General features: G+C 61.3%; 21 protein-coding genes and 1 pseudogene. 20 read left to right on the top strand and 2 right to left on the bottom strand.

Features of this window, described 5'->3' with window-relative positions:
- Positions 1-450: 450 nt before the first annotated feature.
- Positions 451-1,164 carry an SIMPL domain-containing protein gene (locus G113_RS09960; protein ID WP_005900249.1) on the top strand — a complete coding sequence of 238 codons (714 nt, stop codon included), beginning with the start codon at positions 451-453 and terminating at the stop codon, positions 1,162-1,164.
- A 351-nt stretch (positions 1,165-1,515) separates the two neighbouring features.
- On the top strand, positions 1,516-2,529 hold the full coding sequence (locus tag G113_RS09955; RefSeq protein WP_005900247.1) for a sensor domain-containing diguanylate cyclase: 1,014 nt from the start codon (positions 1,516-1,518) through the stop codon (positions 2,527-2,529).
- A gap of 121 nt (positions 2,530-2,650) precedes the next feature.
- Here G113_RS09955 and G113_RS09950 read toward each other — a convergent pair whose 3' ends face one another.
- The gene (locus G113_RS09950; RefSeq protein WP_051106582.1) at positions 2,651-4,222 is read right to left on the bottom strand and encodes an EAL domain-containing protein; all 1,572 of its coding nucleotides are present in this window, start codon (positions 4,220-4,222) and stop codon (positions 2,651-2,653) included.
- 492 nt (positions 4,223-4,714) lie between these two features.
- Between G113_RS09950 and G113_RS09945 the strand changes: the two genes are divergently transcribed.
- Entirely contained in the window at positions 4,715-6,637 is a 1,923-nt protein-coding gene (locus tag G113_RS09945; protein WP_005900242.1) for an EAL domain-containing protein, read from the top strand.
- A gap of 85 nt (positions 6,638-6,722) precedes the next feature.
- Here G113_RS09945 and G113_RS09940 read toward each other — a convergent pair whose 3' ends face one another.
- Positions 6,723-7,625: a 1-aminocyclopropane-1-carboxylate deaminase/D-cysteine desulfhydrase gene (locus G113_RS09940; RefSeq protein WP_005900240.1), complete on the bottom strand. Its 903-nt coding sequence runs from the start codon at positions 7,623-7,625 to the stop codon at positions 6,723-6,725.
- A gap of 69 nt (positions 7,626-7,694) precedes the next feature.
- Between G113_RS09940 and G113_RS09935 the strand changes: the two genes are divergently transcribed.
- The 17 genes and pseudogenes from G113_RS09935 to G113_RS09855 all read left to right on the top strand — a co-directional run.
- A complete protein-coding gene (locus G113_RS09935; RefSeq protein ID WP_005900238.1) occupies positions 7,695-8,558 on the top strand; it encodes a hypothetical protein in 864 nt (287 codons plus the stop codon).
- A gap of 11 nt (positions 8,559-8,569) precedes the next feature.
- Positions 8,570-9,163 carry a PilN domain-containing protein gene (locus G113_RS09930; RefSeq protein ID WP_040319102.1) on the top strand — a complete coding sequence of 198 codons (594 nt, stop codon included), beginning with the start codon at positions 8,570-8,572 and terminating at the stop codon, positions 9,161-9,163.
- 49 nt (positions 9,164-9,212) lie between these two features.
- Positions 9,213-9,854: a type 4a pilus biogenesis protein PilO gene (gene pilO, locus G113_RS09925; RefSeq protein ID WP_005900233.1), complete on the top strand. Its 642-nt coding sequence runs from the start codon at positions 9,213-9,215 to the stop codon at positions 9,852-9,854.
- 7 nt (positions 9,855-9,861) lie between these two features.
- Positions 9,862-10,158: a SctD/MshK family protein gene (locus G113_RS09920; protein WP_407919103.1), complete on the top strand. Its 297-nt coding sequence runs from the start codon at positions 9,862-9,864 to the stop codon at positions 10,156-10,158.
- A 139-nt stretch (positions 10,159-10,297) separates the two neighbouring features.
- Positions 10,298-11,980, top strand: a complete 1,683-nt coding sequence (mshL, locus tag G113_RS09915; protein ID WP_005900228.1) for a pilus (MSHA type) biogenesis protein MshL — start codon at positions 10,298-10,300, stop codon at positions 11,978-11,980.
- A 53-nt stretch (positions 11,981-12,033) separates the two neighbouring features.
- Positions 12,034-12,924 carry an ExeA family protein gene (locus tag G113_RS09910; protein WP_005900226.1) on the top strand — a complete coding sequence of 297 codons (891 nt, stop codon included), beginning with the start codon at positions 12,034-12,036 and terminating at the stop codon, positions 12,922-12,924.
- 70 nt (positions 12,925-12,994) lie between these two features.
- Entirely contained in the window at positions 12,995-14,104 is a 1,110-nt protein-coding gene (locus G113_RS09905; RefSeq protein WP_407919102.1) for a tetratricopeptide repeat protein, read from the top strand.
- 116 nt (positions 14,105-14,220) lie between these two features.
- Complete coding sequence (gene mshE, locus G113_RS09900) at positions 14,221-15,930, top strand: MSHA fimbrial ATPase MshE (RefSeq protein ID WP_005900222.1); 1,710 nt, start codon at positions 14,221-14,223, stop codon at positions 15,928-15,930.
- A 3-nt stretch (positions 15,931-15,933) separates the two neighbouring features.
- Positions 15,934-17,157 carry a type II secretion system F family protein gene (locus tag G113_RS09895; protein ID WP_005900220.1) on the top strand — a complete coding sequence of 408 codons (1,224 nt, stop codon included), beginning with the start codon at positions 15,934-15,936 and terminating at the stop codon, positions 17,155-17,157.
- Positions 17,158-17,179: 22 nt separating this feature from the next.
- Positions 17,180-17,662, top strand: coding sequence for a hypothetical protein (locus tag G113_RS09890; RefSeq protein ID WP_005900217.1), 483 nt, complete (start codon positions 17,180-17,182; stop codon positions 17,660-17,662).
- Between the two features lie 67 nt (positions 17,663-17,729).
- Positions 17,730-18,398, top strand: a complete 669-nt coding sequence (locus G113_RS09885; protein WP_005900215.1) for a type II secretion system protein — start codon at positions 17,730-17,732, stop codon at positions 18,396-18,398.
- Positions 18,399-18,423: 25 nt separating this feature from the next.
- The gene (locus G113_RS09880; RefSeq protein ID WP_005900213.1) at positions 18,424-18,858 is read left to right on the top strand and encodes a prepilin-type N-terminal cleavage/methylation domain-containing protein; all 435 of its coding nucleotides are present in this window, start codon (positions 18,424-18,426) and stop codon (positions 18,856-18,858) included.
- 53 nt (positions 18,859-18,911) lie between these two features.
- Positions 18,912-19,382: a pilus assembly FimT family protein gene (locus G113_RS09875; protein WP_005900211.1), complete on the top strand. Its 471-nt coding sequence runs from the start codon at positions 18,912-18,914 to the stop codon at positions 19,380-19,382.
- Entirely contained in the window at positions 19,369-19,944 is a 576-nt protein-coding gene (locus G113_RS09870; protein WP_005900209.1) for a type IV pilus modification PilV family protein, read from the top strand. Before G113_RS09875 ends, G113_RS09870 begins: the two co-directional genes overlap by 14 nt.
- Positions 19,944-20,717, top strand: coding sequence for a PilW family protein (locus G113_RS09865; RefSeq protein ID WP_005900207.1), 774 nt, complete (start codon positions 19,944-19,946; stop codon positions 20,715-20,717). Before G113_RS09870 ends, G113_RS09865 begins: the two co-directional genes overlap by 1 nt.
- Entirely contained in the window at positions 20,707-21,177 is a 471-nt protein-coding gene (locus G113_RS09860) for an MSHA biogenesis protein MshP (protein WP_236611743.1), read from the top strand. The genes G113_RS09865 and G113_RS09860 overlap by 11 nt, the downstream gene beginning before the upstream one ends.
- A 25-nt stretch (positions 21,178-21,202) precedes the next feature.
- Positions 21,203-22,185 (top strand): annotated as a pseudogene (locus tag G113_RS09855) (MSHA biogenesis protein MshQ); the annotation flags it as partial.

Here is a 22,185-nt window from a genome sequence, read left to right as displayed (position 1 = left end):
ATTTCCCCGCTTATTCGCACCTTCCCTAATCCAAAACATCAAGAGACAGATTTTTATTGGCTTGAACTGGCTACCTCTGTGATGGAGGTCAATAAGCAAAGCATTGCCCAGTGACTTGATGTCAGCCCATTACGGCAATGATATTTCCGCCCCTCATTCCCAGCCCTTCTCCTCCTTTTCTAATAAACGGAAGAAGGGAGCAATAGCGTTACCTTCGTCAGATTAGGCTTCGCCAATCGAACCTGTGTGGCTGGCGATCATATCCCCGGTGCCGTTTTATCCCCTCTCTGGCCTCTCTGCCGCCGCAATATGTCGCGTATGACGCCACTTTTCCTCGCCTTTGTCCAAAGGAGGGTCTCCCGGGCTGGCGGGGGGGCCGGGTTCAGGTACAACTTCTGATACAACTAAGGAACGGCTGGTCACAAGGCACCACCCGATGCGGAGTTCGTTATGGAACAGAATGTAAAATCTTCCCTCGTCCTCGGCAGCCTGCTGTTGGCAGGGCTGCTTGGCATGGCCTGGATCGGTGGCAACAGCCTGCTCAAGGCCAAGGAGTATGAGCGGCGGGTGTCGGTGAAGGGCTTGTCGGAGAAAGAGGTGCAGGCCGATGTGGTGGTGTGGCCCATCCGCTTCTCCGGCGCCAGCAACGAGTTGCCTGCTCTTTATGACGAGATGGGCAAGAGTGCCGCCGCCGTGCTGGCCTACCTCAAGCTCAACGGGGTGGCGGAGGAGGAGATACTGATAGCGCCCCCGGCCATTACCGACAAGCTGGCTCAGCCCTATGGCGGCGCCGAGACGGGCACCTTCCGTTACACGGCAGCCCAGACCATCACGGTGCGTTCCGGCCAGGTGGACAGGGTGCGCCAGCTGATGAACGGCATCGCCGAGCTGGGGCAGCAGGGCATCGCCTTCGCCGGTCAGGATTACCAGCAGACCGAATTTATCTTCACCAAACTCAACGACCTCAAACCGTTGATGGTGGAGGAGGCGACCCGCTCTGCGCGGGAGGTGGCCGACAAGTTTGCCAAGGATTCCGCCAGTCGGCTCGGCAAGATCCGTACCGCCAATCAGGGTCAGTTCACGGTGGAAAATCGCGACTCCAGCACCCCCTATATCAAGAAGGTGCGGGTGGTCTCCACGGTGGAATACTATCTCTCCGACTGATCCCTGCCCGGCGCCAGTCAGCCTGTCGTGGCTGGCCCATGTTCGACTGGCCGAAGCCCTGGCTTGAAGCATGGGGTTGAAGTCTTGAATTGATGCGTTCAGTGGATGCATGGGCATGGCGAGCACCGGGAGTCATCCCGACGCCTGCCGGTTGTCCAGCGTCATCACTGCTCGGATCCCGGCCCAGATGGCCGGGAAGCCGCTTTCCACGCGCTGTGTCGTTCGAATCGCACCACCCCAAAAAAGTGTGATTTTGACTATTACGGGCGCCAGCGCAGATATTTTTAGCCCTAATGCCCCTACACTTGATCCCACTAATATGGCCCCATGAGTGTGAGCAAGGATGGCATCATGAATGAGGACAGCGAGCGACCGCCGCAGCACCAACAACTGCCTGACGTGACCGATGATGTGGTGCAAACCATCATAGATCTGGTCAGTGATGGCATCTGGGATTGGCACGTAGACACGGGCTATGTCTATCGCAACGCGGGTTGGTACCGGATGCTGGGCTATGAGCCCCACAGTCTGGACAATGACGTATTGACCTGGGAGTCCCTGATCCACCCCGAGGATCTGACCCGGGTCATGACCCACTTCGATGACTATCTGGGCGGACGTTCATCCTCTTATCGTATCGAATATCGCTGCCGCACCCGTGACGGTGATTACCTCTGGATAGAGGACAGCGCCCATATCGTCACCTCCCAGCCTGATGGCAGCCCGGCCCGCATGATAGGCGCACACCGCGACATTCATGACAAGAAGCTCAATTTCGAGACCCTGGTATCGACCAACAAGTCCCTCGCACTGCTGGTGGATGAGTGTACCCAGGAGCTGCGCCGTGCCAACGAGGAGTTGCAGCGTCAGGTCGAGGAGAACCGGCGGCTGGCCGAAACGGACGCCTTGACCCAGGTCGCCAATCGCTATCGGCTGGAGCAGACCCTGCGCCGGGAGTGCGAGCGGGCCAAGCGCTTCAACCATCCCTTGAGCATAGTGACGCTCGACATCGACGAATTTAAACAAATCAATGACTTGTATGGACATTGCGCCGGTGATCTGACCCTGGTCGAATTGGCGAGTCAGGTAAAGCACCAGTTGAGGGAGGTAGACACCCTGGCGCGCTGGGGTGGAGATGAATTCATTCTGATATTGCCCAACACCCCATTGCAGGATGCGCGCCGGGTTGCCGAGAAGATCCGGACTCACATTGTCGAGGTGGGGCTGCAGACGCCACTGCCCATCACCCTCAGTTTCGGCCTGGCGGAATACTTGCCGGGGGAGGGGTCTCATCAATTGCTCAACCGGGCTGATGGCGCCCTCTACCGGGCAAAGCGACTCGGCAAGAACCTGATCAGCGAGTAGCCCGACCGGTTTTTCTGCCGAGCGACGGCTGGCGTGTCGCTTTTTCCCCTGACCTATTCCCCCCTGGCCGTGCTGCGGCTGGCTGGCGCCCTTGTGGTTGGGGCAGGCCAGCTTGCGCCACTCAGTGCTTGCTGTCCGTAGAGGGCATGCCTTGGTGCTTCCCGGGATGGCTCGGGTTCACCTTCATCATCTTGACGGGGGGATGCCAGTTGGCAATCTCGGCAATCGGCATGGGCTTGGCGAACACATAACCCTGGATCAGATAGACGCCACGCTCGGCGAGATAATCCAGCTGCCCTTGATTTTCGACCCCCTCCGCTATCATCTCCATGCCCGATTTATGGCCAAAGGTGATGATGGCATCGAGCACGTTACGTTTCAGATCCTGGGTGCCTATGGTATCGATGAACATCTTGTCGATCTTGATGCGGCTAATGCCCAGTTGTTGCAGATAGGCGAAGCCGCCGTAGCCGGTACCAAAATCATCAATCTTGAAGTGGTAACCGCGCAGGCCCAGGGCCGCCATCTCTCGGGCGGCGCTCTTCATGTCCGAGATGGGGGTGCGTTCGGTCAGTTCGAAGGTGAGGCGCTGGGGATCCGGCCAGTGCAAGCGCAGCAACATCTCTTGCAAGTGCGTCTGTTCGACGTGGGCGGCGACCAGATTGACGCTGACCCACTGCGGGCTTGCCAGCAGCTTGAGATCCACGACGACCTGGCTTACCAGCTGCTCCGTCATGGGGATGATCAGCCCCTGACGCTCGGCGAAGTCGATAAAGACCCCAGGAGGAATGAAATTCTCACCTCGTCGCCAGCGGATCAAAGCCTCATGGCCGACTACCTCATGGGTGCGGCTATCGACAATCGGTTGGTAGAAAGGCAGAAATTCCCGCCGTTGCAGGCCCAGCTTGAGCAGGCCATCCAGGGAGTTGCGGTAGTTGCGCAGCAACCAGTAACCCGCGAGCAGCAGCAATCCCAGGGAGAGGGCAATGATCAGACCTATATGACGGATTTGCTCGGCGGCATACTGACGCAGGGCCGTGCCTGCCCACAGGGTCTGCTGCACCCGTTGGCGCTCATACATGTGGTTGAGCTTTATCGCGTGGGGCTGGCCCATGATGGCTGCATTGCCTCGCGGGAAATAGAGGTGCTCAAGCGCCGGATCGTGATGAGTGAATTCCAGATAGAAGCACTCTTGGCAAGGGGTGTGCAGCAGTTCATGGGTCCAGCTGTTGTTGAGAATCCAATAGGCCAGGTTGCCTGAATGTTTGACATAGACCATCAGTTCTTGCTCTGTGCCAAAGGAACGCTTGGTGGCGGTGAGCCCGAAACCGGAGGAGAGTGGCGTACCTTTGATGTCTGCCAGCTGGGGGAGGCCCAACCCCAAGGTCGAACAGCCCTTGCCTTGTGCGGGCTGGAGCCCCGCGAGGCGGATATGGCGACTGTAATAGTCGGGGTTGCGCAGCAGTGCCATGTCCTCTGCCCCACAGTCGAACTTGAAGCCGAGCAATTGGGCCTTTATGTCTTGTTCGAGCACCTTGTTGCGCTCTGCCTGGTAGGCGAGCAGCTCGCGTTCCTTGGCCTTGAGCAACTGTTGGGTGACCGGACCGGTCAGTAGAGGAGTGAGCAGCAATAACAGCAGTGGAGGAGTGCAGAACAATCCCAGGCTAATCCACAAAGAGGTGAGTCGAGACATGATCAACCTTGCTAATGTCGAACCATCAGGCTCGATTGAGTTTTAACCATCATAACGATTAGCAGTATCAATTTGAATGACTTGGTATGCGTATTCAACAGTGGTTGGTAACTTGCTGATAATATTTGATTTTTAATTGGCGGTAGCACAAGATTCAATCGATGACCTGTCAGAAATGACAATTGTCCAGCTTATCCGAACTCGGTAGAGTAGCCCTGCGGTTTGACTCACCGTGTGTTCAATACTCCTGTATCTGTATGTTTTGTCAGTAGCACAGAGTGTTAGTTTTGATATGAGTGTTTTGGTCCCCTCTGCGGGACCACTTTTCTTTCTGCTCCCCCTCCGTTTTACCTTCCCGAATCACCTTGGTATTGGCGGCGCTATTGATTATGCTCGCGCCCTTAATCTCAGCAGTGGGATCCCTGCCCATAGGCGGGTGCAGATCCGGCTGTTACCATGAGTCAACACGGACGTTGGCGCAACGGAAGGCCCATGAAACTCACCACACAACTCGTCTCCTTCATCACCTTGTGCGTAATCGCGGCCATGGCCATGGTGCTGCTCGGCGGGGTATTCAGCTTTCGCCAGCTCGGGTTCGAGATGCAGGAGAACAAGATCAATGCCCTGGTCGAGGTGGTCGACAAGCAGCTGGAGGTGGCCGACGATCATCAGGATCTCACCCGCTGGCTGCCGACCCTGCTGCGTTCGGCCCGAGTGGTCGAGCTGGAAGTTCGCCAGGGCAAGCAACGCATCTACTGGTTTCGCGACGTGCAGTTTCAGGAAGACGAGAGCCTGCTGATCCCCTATCACCGCCAGCTTGACCGTCAGCCGGGTCTGGTCGCCGATTTCAAGCTGGAACGCCCCTTCAAGGAGTTCGAGTACTCGATGCAGGCCATGTCCGGCATCTCCTTTGGCATATTGATAGTGGTGTTCGGGCTCTGGTACTCGATCCGCTGGTTGCGCCTGCAACTGCGGGGTGCCGAGCTGCTGGCCCTGCGGGGCCAACTGATCCTCGATGGCAAGCTGGCCAAGCTGGCCCATGACCCTGCCGAGGAGTGGCCCATTTCGGCCAGCAACGCCCTCGACAAGCTGCTCGCCGAACTGACCGATGCCCGCAAGGAACGCAGCCGCTTTGATAACTTCATTCGCAGCAATGCCTTCGTCGACAAGGACGTCGGCATAGGCAACCGTCTCTTCTTCGACAACCGGCTGGAGAGCGCCATCATGGAGGCGAACGTGATGAGCGGTGGCATGCTGCTTATCGAGCTGGCCTGCCTGGAGGAGCTGGACCTCGAAGACGAAGCCCATCAGGTGCGGGAGTTGTTGCAGGAGACGAGCGGCTCCATCGCTACCTTCGTGCGCAAGCATAACGGCGCCTTGCAGGCGCGTTACGCCGGTCAGGTTTTCGCGGTACTGCTGCCCAACATGGCCGAGAGCGAGATGGTGGACGGGGCCAGCCAGTTGCTCAAGAGCCTGCAGCGACTGCATTGGCCCGCGCAGGTCAATCCGGAGACTGCCGTCTTCATCGGCGCCGTCTGCTATCAGGCCACGGACTCCCTGCTCAAGGTTCAGGAAGAGGCCGAGCTGGCCCTCAAGAGTGCCAGGCTGCAAGATCACAGCGGCTGGTTCCTCTACGAGAAGCAGCTGGATCTTGAGCCAAGCAGCAAGGGCACAGTGCGCTGGCGCACTCTGCTCAGTCGCAGACTGGAAGAGCGGGGCATCGATTTCTATCGCCAATCGGTGCAGCAGGATCGCGGTGCCCTGGTGCTCCAGCAGGAGATACTGACCCGGATCCAGGATGAACAGGGCCGCATATTGCAGGCCGGTGTCTACATCCCCATGGCCGAGAAGACGGGACTGTTGCTGCCCCTGGATCGGCTGGTGGCGGAGCAGACCTTGTTGCTGCTGCGCGCCGAGGGCGAGGCGAGCCCGCCGATAACCCTCAGTCTGTGCGCCCAGAGCATGCTCAATCGCGACTTCCAGCGCTGGCTTTTCTTCGCCCTGTTCCAACTGCCGCGCAGCACCAATGAGCGGCTGGTGTTGCAGTTCTCCGAGGCCCAGGTGACGCGTCATTACGAGGCGCTCAAGCGGCCGCTGCGATCCTTGCGCATGCTGGGTTGCCATTTGGCTATCGATCATGCAGGCCAGGATGTGGTGAGCACCCAGTACATCAAGGAGTTCGAGATAAGTTTCCTGCGCCTGCACCCCAGCCTGGTGCGGGAGATCCAGAGCCGTCAGGTCAACCAGATGGCGGTGCGCAGCCTGGTGGGCGGCTGTGCCAACACCCAGGCGCGGGTCATCGCCGTCGGGGTGGAGAGTCAGGAGGAGTGGAAGATGTTGCGCCACTTGGGGGTCTATGGCGGTCAGGGGCCCTGGTTCTCCGAGCCGGAGCGACTTCCCTTGCCCCAGGTCTAGGTGACTGAACTGTCCCCCAGTCGATCGACGAACAACAAACAGGGCCACCCTTGGGTGGCCCTGTTTGTTGTGGCGCTGACCAGACTCAGATCCGCCCTTGTTCCCGCAACCCGGCCAGCCCCTGCAGACCACCGGTATGGATGAAGACGATGCGACTGCCCCTGGGAATATGCCCGGCCGCCAGCTCGCGAAACAGCCCCCACATCGCCTTGCCGCTGTAGATGGGCTCCAGCGGCAGGCCCGTTTCGGCGCTGAAGGCTCGTACCCAGTGCCAGAGCGCCGGGCTGAACTTGGCGTAGCCGCCATCGTGATGGTCGAGGGCGACGCGCCAGTGAGGATCCTCTGCGGCGCCCGGATAGAGCCGACACACCTCCTCGCGGATGAAATCGGCCCCCTTGAGCACGGCGATGGCAAGGATCTGCTCCCCGGCACGCTTGCCGGAGATGAGCCCCGCCAGAGTGCCGCCGCTGGCGCAGGGCAGTACCCAGAGATCCGGTGAGAAGGGCAGTTCATCGACCAGCTCTGCGACCCCGGGCAGGGCCAGGGGGGCACTGCCGCCCTCCGGGATAATCAGGGTATCTGGTGCCTCGAACTGCGCCAGCCAGGCGGGCTCCTGGCGGCGGCGGTAACTCTGCCGGTCGACAAAAATGAGATCCATCCCCCAGCCCCTGGCATCTATCAGAGTGGGATTACTGACGGCGCTCGGCTCACCACGTATGATGCCGGTAGTTTTCAGGCCAAATTGGCACCCAGCCGCCGCCAGGGCATGGATATGGTTGGAGTAGGCACCGCCAAAGGAGACCAAATGGGTCTTTCCCTGTTCCCGGGCATGGGCCAGTTGGTACTTGAGCTTGCGCCACTTGTTCCCCGAGAGCTGGGGGTGAATGAGATCGTCGCGCTTGCACCAGAGACTGACCCCGTACTCGTCCAGTAAGGGGTGGCTGATGGCTTGCAGGGGGGAGGGCAGTCTGCCTTGGGTGTCCGTCATTTATCTAGAGGCTAATCCACTGTATATGTTAAGGTTTGATTCGTTTTTCGCGGCCAGGTATCGGCGAGCATGACATCCTTTTTTTCCGCAAAGCCCCAAGGGCGCCCGGTGGGGCTGCTGCTGGCCCAGGACAGGGTCATGCTGGCCGCGCTCAGCGAATCCCCTCTCTTCGCCACCCGCAAGGTCAACAGCCAGCAGGAGTGGCCCCTTGCCATCGCCGAGCTCTTTCAGCGTCACGGCCTCGCCAAGTCGCGGGTGCGGGTGGCCCTGGCCGCCAACCTCTGCCAGCAGGTGCAGATAGACAAGCCTGCCGTGCCCGAGGCCGAGATGGCCGGTGCCCTGCCCTGGGCCGTCAAGGATTACGTCAATGAGCCGGTAATGCAACTGGCGATGGATTATGTGGACCTGCCCACTCCGCCCGCGGGTCAGCCACGCATCAATGTTATCTGTGTGCCCAAGAGCCGGATCCAGCTGGTGGCCGACAGCGTCAATGCCGTGGCAAAGCTGGAGGCGATACAGAACGACGAGCTGGTGCTCACCGCCCTGTATGAGAGCGATCAGCAGGTACGTATGCTGCTTTTGCAACCCAAGGGCCAGGATCTGCAACTGCTGGTATTTCATCAGGGGGGGCTGTGCTTCTCGCGTCAACTGCGCGGTTTCTCCGCCCTGACCGCAGAGCAGGAGCCCGATGGCATGCAACTCGACAGCCTGATGCTGGAGATACAGCGCTCCCTCGATTATCTGGCCGGTCAGCTCAAGCTGCCCGAGCTCAGCGCCCTGCAGCTGGCCATCGCCTCGCCCTTCATCGGCACCCTGGTGCGCCACATGGAGCAGACCTTCGGCTTCCCTGTCTCGGCCATGGCCAACAAGGCGGTGCTGGCCGGAGTCGAGTACCTCTCAGCCTATGGCGCAGCCCTGGGAGCCCGCTCATGAATGCCGGCACCATGAAGCGCCAGATCAACCTCTACGGCGCCGAATTTCGTCCCCGCCGCCAGTGGGCCAGCTTGCCGCAGATGCTGCTGGCCTGGGGTCTGCTCGCCGTGCTGCTGGCTGGCATGGGGGCCCTCTATGCCTGGCAACAGCAAGGGGTGAGCCGTGAGCTGGCGCAGGTGCGAGTGGCGCTTGACGTGCAGCGCAATGAGGCCAAGCGGCTCGATGCGGCGCTGGCTCGTCATCAGGCCGATGAGGCCCTGCAACGCCAGCTGGTGGACAAGCGCGACGAACTGAGCGCCAAGCAGGGGCTGATGCGCCAGCTTGGCAGCCTCTCCCTGCAAAAATCCCAGGGCTATGCCGGCATCATGTCGGACTTGGCCCGCCTTGGTAGTGACAAGCTGGCCCTGGAGCGCATCGAGATCAACGAAGGTCACATCAACCTGGCCGGGGTGGCGCGCAGCAGTCAGGATGTCCCGGCCTGGGTCAACCGCTTCAAGCAGATGCCGACCCTGGCGGGCAAAGAGTTTGGTGAGCTGACCCTGAGCCGTGACAAGGCGGGACGACTGCAGTTCCAGCTGAGCGGTATCGCGCGGGAGAAACCCTGATGAGCGCGCAGTGGCAAGCTAATGGTATCCGGCACCTCGAGGAGCACTCATGAAGGCCCAGTGGCAACATTATTGCGAGCGGGTCGCGGCCTTGAGTCAGCGGGAGCGGGTACTGATCCTGCTGACGGGTCTGATCCTGGTGTTCGCGCTCTTTTATTACGGCTGGCTGGAGGGGGCCGGTGCCCGGCTGGATCAGGATCGGCAGGGGCTGGTCACGGCCCAGCGGGATCTCGAGCTCATGGGGCTGGAGAATCAGGGCAAGCAGGCCAAGCTCAACCGGGATCCCAATCTCGGGGTACGCAACCAGCTGACCAGCGTCAAGCAGCAGCTGGCGCGCATTGACGATGAACTCAAGGCCCAGACGGTGGACCTGATCCCGGCCGACGAGATGGCCGCCGTGCTGGAGAGCCTCTTGGCCAACAGCTCCCGCTTGCACATGCTGGCCTTGACTACCATAGCGCCTACTCCGCTGGTGCCTGGAGATCAGGCCGATAACCTGTTCAAGCACGGCATCCGCCTCAAGCTCGAAGGGGGGTATTTCGATGTTTATCAATACCTCAAAGCATTGGAAGCCTTGCCCCGCCACTTCTACTGGCGGCTGTTTGACTACCGGGTGCAGGCTCATCCCAGCGCCGTGGTGGAGATGGAGATCTACACCCTGAGCACCAGCAAGGAGTTCATTCGTGGCTAAGTGGCTGATGTTTATATTGTTGTTGGCACCACTTGCCCAGGCTGAGGTGTTGCGGGATCCGACCCAGCCCCTGGATGGGCTGACAGGGAGCGCCAAGGCTCCCCAGGCTGCCGGTCTGCCCAGGCTGCAGAGCATCATGCTGGGCAATGGCCCGGCTCGCGCCGTGCTGGACGGCCAGAGCTACCGGGTGGGAGATCAGGTCAACGGCTACCGACTGGCTGGCATAGATGCCGATGCCGTGCTGCTCGACAAGGGCGGCAAGCGGTTGCGACTAGCGCTGTTTTCCGCTGGGGTACTGCAGTGAGCCCGGTGCTGGCCCCGGACCATCTTCTGCGGTGCCAGATCAGGGCAACGGCAGCCTTGGTCCCTTTCAACCTTGCCGTCACCATCCTGGCGCCATGCGCCAATTCGAATCGCATTTCACGTCGGGGCATCCTCATTTCATGAAAAGACATCAACTCTGCCTGATCAGCCTCTCCTTGCTGGCCGCAGGCTGCACCAGTTATCGTCACCCCGAACCGACCTCGGCCAAAGAGGCGCTCACCGATGCCCGGCTCGAACAGCAGCGCAACGCGCAGGCGCAGGCCCTGGCGGTGCCCAGTTCGGTGCAAAACGAGCTGTTGGCGCTGACCCGACCGACCCAGCCCACCGCCCTGCCCGAGAAGCGGCTGCGCATCGCCGCCCACGACGTTGAGGCGGTCGATTTCTTCGGCTCCCTGTTCAAAGGGTCGCGCTACAGCGTGGCCGTGCACCCCGGGGTGGCCGGGCTCATCTCCCTCGAGCTCAAGGATGTGACCCTGCCCGAGGTGCTGGCGGTGACGGCGGACATGTATGGCTATGACGTGCAGCGCAAGGGCTATGTCTATCACATCTATCCGGCCGGGCTGCGTACCGAGACCATACCGGTCAACTACCTGATGATGGCGCGCCGTGGCCAGTCCCGTACCGCCATCAACACCGGGGGCGTGACCGCCAACGACCCCAATAGCGGCAGCAACAACAATTTCAATAACGACAGCCAGGCCAGCCTGAACAGCAATGGCTTCAACAACAGCTCTTCTTCCAGCAGTGGCCAGCAGAACGGCACCCAGATAGAAACAGATACCAACACCGACTACTGGACAGATCTCAAGGACTCCTTGCAGACCCTGATCGGCAAGGGCGAGGGTCGTGCCGTGATCACCAGCCCGCAAGCTGGGCTGGTCACCCTGCGGGCCTATCCCAAGGAGCTCAAGGCAGTGCGGGAATTCCTCAACCAGTCCGAGTCGCACCTCAAGCGCCAGGTGGTACTGGAGGCGCGCATCCTGGAAGTGGCCTTGAATGAAGGCTATGAACAGGGAGTGGACTGGAATGGTCTGTCGGCGACCTGGGACGGTGGCAGCAAGGGCGTTACCGGTATCGGCAGTCTGGTCGGCAACACAGTCGCCGCCAGCACCAATACCATCTTCAAGGCTCTGGGAGGCGGCGCCGGCTTCACCATCTCGGACGGCAACTTCGACGTGGCGGTCAACCTGCTCAAGACCCAAGGGGACGTGAACACCCTGTCAAGCCCGAGGGTGACGGCAACCAACAACCAGAAGGCGGTGATCAAGGTCGGCACGGACGAGTATTTCGTCACCGATGCCTCCACCACCATCACCAGCAGCAGCAACCAGGATCAGGTCTATCCGAACGTGGAGCTGACCCCCTTCTTCTCCGGCATCGCCCTGGATGTGACCCCGCAGATAGACGAACAGAATCGGGTGCTATTGCATGTGCACCCCTCGGTCATCGACACCCAGGAGCAGCAGAAGACCATCAGTGTCGGCACCGCCAATCCGCTGGTGCTGCCCCTGGCCAAGAGCTCGATCCGCGAATCCGATACCGTGGTGCAGGCCAATGACGGCGACATCATTGTCATCGGCGGTCTGATGGAAACCAAGAAGCAGGAGATAGTGAGCAAGGTGCCCCTGCTGGGCGATATTCCCTGGATTGGTGAAGCCTTTACCAACCGCAGCGAGAGTACCCGCAAGGTGGAGCTGGTGATCCTGCTCAAGCCGACGGTCGTGGACAAGGACACCTGGCAAAAAGAGCTGCAACGCTCCTCCGAGCTGCTGGACAAATGGTATCCGTCCCGGGATCAGTGAGCCGCGATGAGCGCTCGCGGCCTGTGTCCATCGGCACCCGGCAAGGCAGTGTCATGTACCTGAACCATTTCGGTCTGCAGGAGCCTCCCTTCGCCCTGACCCCGAACACGGGGTTTTACTATGGCCTGCCTCCCCACGAGGAGGCGCTGCAGGTGCTGCACTGGGCCCTGGCCGAGGGGGAAGGTTTCATCAAGGTGACCGGTGAGGTGGGAACAGGCAAGACGCTGCTCTGTCGCAAGCTGCTGGTCGAACTTGGCTCGGAACAGAAACCGGTGCGCCTCGCCTGGCTTCCCAACCCGCACCTTACGCCAGCCGAGCTGCGCATCGCCCTGGCCCTGGAGCTGGGACTGGCGGTGCGGGACAGCAGCGAGCTGGACATCACGGACCGGATCCATCGTCATCTGATCGCGCTGCACCAGCAGGGTTTTCGTGTGGTGGTGCTGATCGACGAGGCCCAGGCCCTGCCGGATCAGACACTGGAGGCGATCCGCCTGTTTGGCAATCTGGAGACGGAGTCGAACAAGCTGCTGCAAGTGGTGCTCTTTGGTCAGCCGGAACTGGATGTGCGCCTTGCACAGCCTCATTTGCGCCAGCTGCGGCAGCGTATCGGCTTCTCCTATGCCCTGCGCCCTCTGCGGCTGGACGAGGCTCGCGCCTATCTGGAACACAGGTTGCACATCTCGGGTTATCGCGGTGCCCCCCTCTTCTCGAAGGCGGCGCAGCGCCTGCTATGGCGCGCTTCCCGGGGTATTCCCCGTCTCATCAATGTATTGGCCCAAAAGAGCCTGATGGTCAGCTATGGCAAGGGCACCGCTCGCATTTTGCCTTGCCAGGTCCGGCTCGCCATTCAGGATACCGAAGATGCCTCTCGTCCCTGGCGGGGGCGCTGGCTGTGCCTGCTGCTCGTGTTGGGCGCCGCCCTGACCTATGGAGTCTGGCCATGAATCGAATCAACCGCAGTGACAAACAGTGGCCAGCCTCGACGGGGGTCTGGTCGTGAGCGTGATTAACAAGATGCTCTCCGATCTCGAACGCCGTCAGGGCAGTGGCGATGGCGCCGCCGTCTATGTGGCACCGCAGCGGGGCCTGGGCTGGTGGATGCTGCTGCTCACCCTGATCTGCGGCCTGGCGCTGGGCATATTGGGCTGGCGTAGCTGGATCTATTGGCAGCAGAGTCATGATGCGATCCGGCCGCTCGCCCAGGTCGTCGCCCCGATCGCGGCGGCCGAGGATGAGCCCGTGGATCTGGTGGTGGCACTGCCCACTCCCAGCACCCAGGCGGTGGCCCACGCCTTGCCCGAGTTGCGCCAGCCGCCCGGTTTCGCCCGCACCGAGCCGGCGCCATCCCTTGAGGAGAGCGTCTCGGCTCAAGGGGCGCCTCCGTCACAGGCGTCTGAGTATGCCGACGAGGCCGAGCCGGAGCCGAGCGATGCACAATTGCAGCCGGATCTCTATGCCGAACTGGATGCGGCCCAGGAGGCCGATACCCAGCCGGTCGTACCCATGCCGCGCCGTCCTGCCTCCCTCAAGATAGAGACGGTGGAACTGAGTCAGACGGAATTGGCTTCCCTGAGCGAACGAAAAGCCACGGCGGCCCTGGCCAAGGGGCAACTGCGCGAGGCCGAGGAGCAGTTCATCGCCCTGCTGCGCCAAACCCCGGATAACGAAGAGGCTCGCCAGCAGCTGGCGGGTCTGCTTTATGGCCAGGGGCGGCTCGCCGAGGCCAGCGCCCTGCTCGAGGACGGCGTGCGCCGCCAACCCGAGCAGGCCGATTTCAGGCTGCTGCTGGCTCGTCTGGCCCTGGCCGGTGGAGACAAGCCACGGGCCCTCGACTGGCTCGGTGGCGCCCATCCGCCCCTGGCCAGCAACCTCGATTACTACGCAACCTGGGCCGGTTTGCGCCAGGAGCTGGGGCAGAATGCCCAGGCGGCGGATCTCTATGTCCAGCTGCTGCGGGTGCAGCCGGATCAGGGGCGCTGGTGGCTGGGGCTGGGGATAGCCGAAGATGGTCAGGGCCACAGCCAGCGCGCCAAAGACGCCTATCGCAATGCCCTGCTGCACGGAAATCTGGGGGAAGCCTCCCAAGCCTGGCTCAGCCAGCGCATGGCCCAGCTCGGCCCCTGAGGTCACTTTTTGGCCCCATGGCATTGAACAGTGAGATGGCACAGCCCGCCTAGGGCGTGCCCAGACAGATAGCAGGGACGTCGCTTGCAAAGCGGGCCCACAGCACCGGAGTTTTCATGGCACAACCGAGACTGAAGATGCGCCTCGGCGATCTGCTGGTTCAAGAGCAGATCGTCTCTGACGATCAGCTGCAACTTGCCCTGCAACAGCAGCGCCAGACCAGTCGCAAGCTGGGGACTACCCTCATCGATCTCGGCTTTATCAGCGAGGAGCAGCTGCTTAAGTTCCTGGCCCGCCAGCTTGGGGTGCCCTTCTTCGACCTCAACAACCTCACCATCGATGCCAAGGCGGTCGCCCTCTTGCCCGAGGTGCAGGCCCGCCGTTACCGCGCGCTGGCCGTGCATCAGAGCGAGCATGAGGTGACGGTGGCCATGTCGGATCCCGCCGATCTCAGCGCCCTGGATGCCATTGCCAATCTGTTGCGCCCGCGGGAGATGAAACTCGCCGTGGCCCGAGAGGGTCAGCTGCTCGACTATTTCGACCGCCTCTACCGTCGTACTCGCGAGATAGAGAGCTTCGCCGAGCAGTTGCAGGAGGAGTATCAGGACGCAGGCTTCGAGCTGGGATCCAGCAATCTGGAAGGGGGCAATGAGGGGGAGGCGACCGTGGCCAAGCTGCTGCGCTCCCTGTTCGAGGATGCGGTGCAGGTGGGCGCCTCGGATATCCACATCGAGCCGGACGAGAAGGTGCTGCGCATTCGCCAGCGTATCGATGGTGTGCTGCACGAGAACATATTGAACGAGGTGCGCATCGCCCAGGCGCTGGTGTTGCGCCTCAAGCTGGTGGCGGGTCTCGATATCTCCGAGAAGCGGCTGCCCCAGGATGGCCGTTTCGCCATGAAGGTGCGGGGCCGGGACGTGGATGTACGACTGTCGACCATGCCGGTGCAGCACGGGGAGTCCGTGGTGATGCGGCTGCTGGATCAGAGCGCCGGAATTCTCTCCCTCGATGAGACGGGGATGCCGCCCGAGATACTGGTGCGCTTTCGCCGCCAGCTCAAGCGTCCCCACGGCATGATACTGGTGACGGGGCCGACCGGCAGCGGCAAGACCACCACGCTTTATGGCGCGCTGTCCGAGCTCAATCAGCCGAGTCAGAAGATCATCACGGTAGAAGACCCGGTGGAGTACCGACTGCCCCGGGTCAACCAGGTGCAGGTCAATCCCAAGATAGGGCTGACGTTCTCCCAGGTGTTGCGATCCACCCTGCGTCAGGATCCAGACATCCTGCTGGTGGGTGAGATGCGTGACAACGAGACGGTGGAAATAGGGCTGCGCGGTGCCATCACGGGTCACCTGGTACTGACCACGCTGCACACCAACGACGCCATCAGCAGTGCCCTGCGTCTCATCGACATGGGCGCCCCCGGTTATCTGGTGGCCAGCGCCCTGCGCGCCGTGGTGGCCCAGCGCCTGGTTCGCCGGGTGTGCGAGCACTGCAGCGAACCCAAGGCGCCGGATGAGGGGCAAGGGAGCTGGCTCGCCACCCTGTCTGGAGAGACGCCTGGCCAGTATGACTATCACAAGGGCCGCGGTTGCCAGAGCTGCAACTTCACCGGCTATCGTGGCCGGGTCGGTGTCTATGAGCTACTCGAACTGGATCAGACCATGATGGATGCCCTGCGCCGTGACGATACCGAGAGCTTTGCCCGGGCCGCGCGCCAGCACCCCCACTATCGCCCTCTGGCACTGACTGCCCTCGACTATGCCCGCAGTGGCATTACCTCGGTGGATGAGGTGCTGCGTCTGGCCGAGGATCTGGGTTAAGCCATGGCGAACTTTGCATACAAGGGACGCGACAAGCTTGGCAAGGCGGTCAGCGGCACCCTGGAGGCGGCCAACGAACCGGCCGCCGCCGACAGCCTGATGCGGCGGGGCATCTTGCCGACCGAGCTGCGCGAGCGGCGTGCCAGCGGTGCTGACATCCATCTCTCCCAGCTGTTTGAGTCCAAGGTACGGCTGGAAGAGCTGGTGGTGTTCAGCCGCCAGATGTATGCCCTGACCCGGGCCGGCATTCCCATATTGCGCGCCATCGCAGGCCTGGAAGAGAGCGCCCACAGCAAGCCCCTCAAGCGGGCGCTGCATCAGCTCGGGGAAGATTTGGGCAATGGTCGGCCGTTGTCGAGTGCCATGCAGAGTCATCCCAAGGTGTTCAGCAGCCTGTTCATCGCCATCATCCACGTGGGGGAGAACACAGGTCAGCTGGAGGAGGCCTTCCAACAGCTTGCCAACTATTTCGATCTGGAGCTGGAGACCCGCAAACGGATCAAGGCCGCCATGCGTTACCCCAGCTTCGTGATGATCGCCATCGGCATCGCCATGGTGATCCTCAACATCATGGTGATCCCGGTCTTTGCCAACATGTTCGCCAAGTTCGGGGTCGAGCTGCCCCTGGCAACCCGGATCCTGCTCGCCACCTCCCACTTCTTCGTGCACTACTGGTGGCTGCTGCTGGCCGGGCTGATTGCCGCCGTGCTGGGCTGGCGCCACTGGGTGAGAACCCGGGCAGGCCAGTTGAGCTGGCACAGATGGCAGCTCAAGTTGCCCATCGTCGGCAGCATCATTGAACGCTCCTTGCTGGCCCGTTTCGCACGCAGCTTCTCCATGATGCTCAAGGCGGGCGTGCCCCTGAACCAGGCGCTGGCGCTGGTGGCCGATGCGGTGGACAACGCCTTCATGGCCGATCGGATCCGCGAGATGCGCGGGGGTATCGAGCGTGGCGAAAGCCTGCTGCGCACCGCAGGCGCCAGTGCCCTCTTTACTCCCCTGGTGATGCAGATGATCGCCGTGGGAGAGGAGACCGGCCAGGTGGACGAATTGCTGCACGAAGCGGCCCAGTATTACGAGCGGGAGGTGGATTATGACCTCAAGAGTCTCACCGCCCGGATCGAGCCCATCCTCATCGGCCTGGTGGCCATCATGGTGCTTATCCTGGCGCTGGGCATCTTTACTCCCATGTGGGACATGATGAGCGCGGTCAGGGGCGGAAGATAATGGCTGAGGGCTGGGGAAAAAGATGAGTCGCCAGGGGGAGCAAGACATTCGCTGGCTGTCGGGCTATCGGCTGCTGGCGGCCATTCTGGTGCTGTTGGTGATCATCGCCACCCTGGTCGGCGGCTATCACCGCCATCGCGATCAGGCGTTGGCGACCAGTCTGGCCCTGCTTGGAGAGCAGTTTGCCGAGCGGATGCAGCGGCTCCATGGCCGCTGGCTCGAGGAGCGCAGACCTGCACAGTTTCACGCCCAGGGGCAGGTCTGGCAATTTAGTGAGCGTGGTTGGCCACTGGGGCTGGCGCCATTGATGACCCCTTCCAGCGATTGCCAGCAACTGTGGCAGAGCGTCATGGGGTCGTCTTCGCTTGGCAATCTGCCGCTGCAATTTCGGGGAATGGCAGGGGGCTGCCTCATTGGCGCCGAGTCGCACTGGTTGCACTATCGCTTCGCCGATGGCCGGGTTTCCCCTTGGCGTGCGCCGCCAGGCGGGGCTGAACGAGGCTAACTTTTCACCTCGTTCCCATGATTTTTTTATATCTACATGAAATAATACCGCGTCCGATGGAGGATCCATGGCATATAGCAAGCGCAGAGAGTTCACAACAGGCGGGAGTCTGCCCCGTGGGGCTGCGGGCTTTTCGCTGATCGAGCTGGTGATTGTCATCGTCATCCTGGGCATATTGGCGGCCACCGCCTTGCCACGGTTTCTCGACGTGACCGACGAGGCAAAGAAGGCGAGCGTGGAAGGGGTGTCGGGCGGCTATGCCACCGCCGTCTCTCTGGTGCGAGCCCAGTGGGAAGCCGAAGGTCGGGCCAAGCAGGATGCACAAAATACCGTGCTCTATGATGGCACTCGCTTCTATCTGACTACTCCCACCGACAGCCAGATTGCCAATGGCGAGCTCTCTCCCGGTTATCCCATGGATACCGCGGGCGGAGCGGCTGACGTCGATCCGGCCAACTTGACAGCCCAGCGCTGTTTGCGAATTTGGGATGGATTGCTGCAAAATCCCCCCAAGGCTACTGCCAGCTTCTCCGAGGTGCGTAGTAGTGGTAATGACCTGAAATACTATGCCACCGTATCCAGTAATGGCCTCGACTCCGTTTGTCGCTACTACCTGGTCAATAGTTTGAGTAAGGGTAGTGATGGGCAGTATCAGGACCCGCAAGGGAGCACTGAGGCGTTCATGAGTTTCAGTTACCGCCCGGCTTCCGGCCAGGTGACCACCAATATCAACTGATTTTATTATCGACAGAGGACAAGAGATGAAAAAACAAGCAGGCTTTACCCTGATAGAACTGGTGATCGTCATCATCATCCTGGGCATTCTGGCGGTCACTGCCGCACCCAAGTTCCTGAATCTGCAGGATGATGCTAAGGCCGCTGCTGCACAAGGGGTGCAGGCTGCAGTGAGCAGCTCGGCTCAGCTGGTTTATAGCAAGTCAGCTCTGGAAGGGATTGAGCGCCAGCCTTCTGGTGCGATCGACAGCAGCGACGGCACCAGCATTGATGTTGTCTACGGCTATCCGGCGGCATCCGATACAGGTATCAAGAATGCGGTCACCATTGATGGCTCCTGGAGTGGTCAAGTTTCTGGCAGCGCTTACGTCTTCTCGACCAGCAGCTCCAAGTGCACGGTGAACTACACTGCTGCAACAGAAACTTCCGCCGCTTCTACTGCCCTGGCGGGCTGCAACTGATAGCGTCTGGCGAGGCCACGTGCCTCGCCTTTCTTTTTCCATGAGAGCATGCTATGCGCAGAGGCTTCACCCTGATTGAACTGGTCATCGTGATCCTGCTGCTCGGGATTCTGGCCGCCTTTGCCGTGCCCAAATGGCTGGGCAAAGGCGGCTTTGAAATCCATACCCTGCGCGACGAGCTGGTGGCCCGGCTGCGGCTGGTGCAGACCATGAACATGAACGAAGGCGCAGATCGCTGCACCCAGTTGGTGCTGGAGGCGAACCGCTTCGCTCACCTCACCCAGGTGGGCATCTGCAGTGCCAGCCCGATCGCCAACTGGACTACCAACCAGCGAGAGCGGGGCCGCCCGGTGCAGGCTTCCGGCACTATTGTCCTCTCCCCTGAGACATCACTCAGTTTCGATAAACGCAGTGGCCGTCCCTTGGGAACCTGCACCGCCGGCTGCGAGCTGACTGTGAGCGGAGGGGGGGAGTCAGTTCAGCTGCGCATCGAGGCCGAGGGGTATATCCATGCCCTCCCTTAACCATGCCAACTCTGCCCGCGGCTTTACCCTGATTGAGCTTGTCGTCGGCATGGTGCTGCTTGCGGTGGCACTGACCGGCATCCTGGATTTGCTTGTCAATCAGGCCCCCCAGTCGGTCGACCCGGTGCAACAGGTACGTGCCGCCCAGCTGGCGCAGCGGGTCTTGAGCGAGATTTTGCAGAAATCCTTCGATGAAGACTCGGATCATAACGGTGGCCGTTATCGCTGTGGCGAGACCATGGCGGGTGTCACCATACCCTCCTGCTCGACCAGCTATGGCCCGGATCCCGATGAAGAGGGGCTCGCCCCCTATGTCTACAACGACGTGGACGATTTTGATACCGCGGGACAATGGCAGGATGCCAGTCTGTTTACCCAGACGGCTGTCGGCGTCAGCGACCAAGAGTATCGCCACTATCAGATCAGGATCGCCGTCACGCCAGATGCGCTGTTTGGCAGCCCGGGCGCCGGAGCGCAATCCATCGGCAAGCGTGTCGCGCTGACGGTGCGACTGCCGGATGGGAGTGAAGTGGATTTCACCCTCTATCGGGGAAATTACTGATGGGGGTGCACAGGGGCTTTACCCTGGTCGAGCTGGTCATGGTGATCCTGCTGCTCGGGGTCATGGCCACCTTCTCCAGCCAGTTCATCGGGATCGGCACCCAGATCTACGGCGATGCCAGTCGCCGTGAGCAGCTGATGAGCGATGCCCGCTTCGCCCTGGAGCGGCTCAATCGCGAGTTGCGCGACGCCGTGCCTGGCTCGGTGCGCATCGAAGATGATGCGCAGAACGGGATGGATCAGGGAGCCTGCCTGCGCTTCTGGCCCATCACCACCGCTAGCCGTTATCTGGGCTCGGTGGTCAGTGCTGGGCTCACCATAGTGACGCCGGATGTGTTGCCCGAACAGGATAAGGATCTGGCCATCGTCTATCCCCTGGCAAACCCGGATCTTACCCTGGATCAGGGCTGTGTCTATGGCCGCTGCGTCGCCGGGGTTGCCACGGTAGAGAGCCCTGCGTCGGGTGCCCTGTCGCTGACAATGGATGGCAGCGTCACCGAGGATTCCCCAGGCAAGCGTGTCTACTTTGCCAACCAGCAGGTTCGCTACTGCGTGACGGGCAGTTCCCTGACCCGGGCCAGTGCTGCCATCGGGTCTGACGTCAGCGTTAGCCCATCGGCCCTGATGGCCGAGCATATCCGCCCGGCGGCCTATTACTTCTATCGGGAGCCCGCCGCCTTCAGCCAGAGCGAGGTGGGAGTGCGGCTGGAATTTGAGCGCAGCGGCGAGCGTGTCGTCTTCAATCACAAGCTGGAGCTGCTCAATGTCCCCTAGGTCCCCTCGCATGATGACGCCCCAGAGTGGCAGCGCCATCATGGTCGCCCTTTTCGTCATCGTCATCATGGCGTTGCTTGCCGCGGCCATGGGGCGTTTCCTGCTCGATAGCAGTGAAAAAAACACGGTGGAGGTGCGCGGGGTGCGGGCCTTGATGGCGGCCCAGAGCGGGCTGGAGATGGCCCTCTATCAGCTGTTTCCCAACCGCAGTGGTGCCGACCAGCCCGCCGCCTGCACCAATGTGGCAGCATCCCGGGCATTTGACGAGCCCGGTCTGCAGGGGTGTCAGGTGGCGGTGAGCTGCAGCGAGATCCAGACCCAGCGAGATGGCGAGACCAGCATCACCTACCGGCTCACCAGCCTGGGCTCCTGTGGTACAGCAGCGCAGGGAAGCGCCAGCCCTGATTTTGCCGTGAGCCGCACCCTGGTGGCGGAAGCCTTCGATGGCGTGACGCCCTGATAACGCCTGTGAGGAGTGAGAATTCATGATGTCCCGCTTTCGTCCCGTCCTTTGCCTGGCGCTGGTCTGGTGCTCCGCCTCGGTTGAGGCCGCCAGCCAGTGTACTGCGGCCTTCACCTACCCGGTCCAGAGTCATGCCGCTCCCGGCCGACTCACCATGAGTGGGGAGAGCCGGATCACCAGCGCCACCGTGGATACCAACTACCCCTTCCTTGGCAAAACCATCCAGCCAAATGCCAACTGCAACAACGGCGGCTATTGGAACGGGGGAACCTGGATCGCCAATTGCAACGTCAGCGGGGCCTTGGCCAATCCCCTCAAGGATGTGGCTTTTATCAGCGATCCCGATGAGTTTCCGGCCGATCCCGGCGATTTCCCCACCTACAACGGACAGAGCAACCTGGCATGTACCAGCGCCTTCACCCCCGCGCCCGGTAATTACAAGAACGCTTCCTGGAACAACGGCAACTGCCTGGCCACTCTGCAATCCGGGCAAACCTATCGCTTCGACACCCTGTCGCTCTCTGACGGGGCCGTGCTCAACCTCAATGGCGCGACCGTCTATGCCAAGGCACGTACAGGGGTACTACGAGGGTACTCGGATGGCATCAAGGGCAGTGGCAACCTGCACGTGGATCAGCTGACGGTCTCCGGCAACGGCAAGCTGTCCGGTGCGAACGTCACCGTTTATGACAGACTGGCGCTGTCGACCAGCTCGATTGGCAATGTCACGGCCAGTTTCCAACCCCACTATCTCGACAGGGCCAGCTTGAGTGGGCAGAGTCAGATGCCCATGGCGGCGGGCGACTGGGCCATCAGGGACCTGACGGTCGAGGACAACAGCGACATGACTCTGCAGGGCCACAGCTCCCTCAGCGTCTATGGACTCAAGATGAAAGACCAGGGCAGGATCACGGCGGCGGGTAGTCGCGGCGATCTGACCCTCAAGTTGCATCAGACCCTGGAGGTGAGCGACAACGGCGTCATCAATGGCTACTTGCAGGCCCC

Origin of the sequence: Aeromonas molluscorum 848 (assembly GCF_000388115.1) — a bacterium.
Taxonomy (GTDB): Bacteria; Pseudomonadota; Gammaproteobacteria; order Enterobacterales; family Aeromonadaceae; genus Aeromonas; species Aeromonas molluscorum.
Note: the sequence above shows the minus strand (reverse complement) of the source record. Positions and strands in the feature narration are given on the sequence as shown.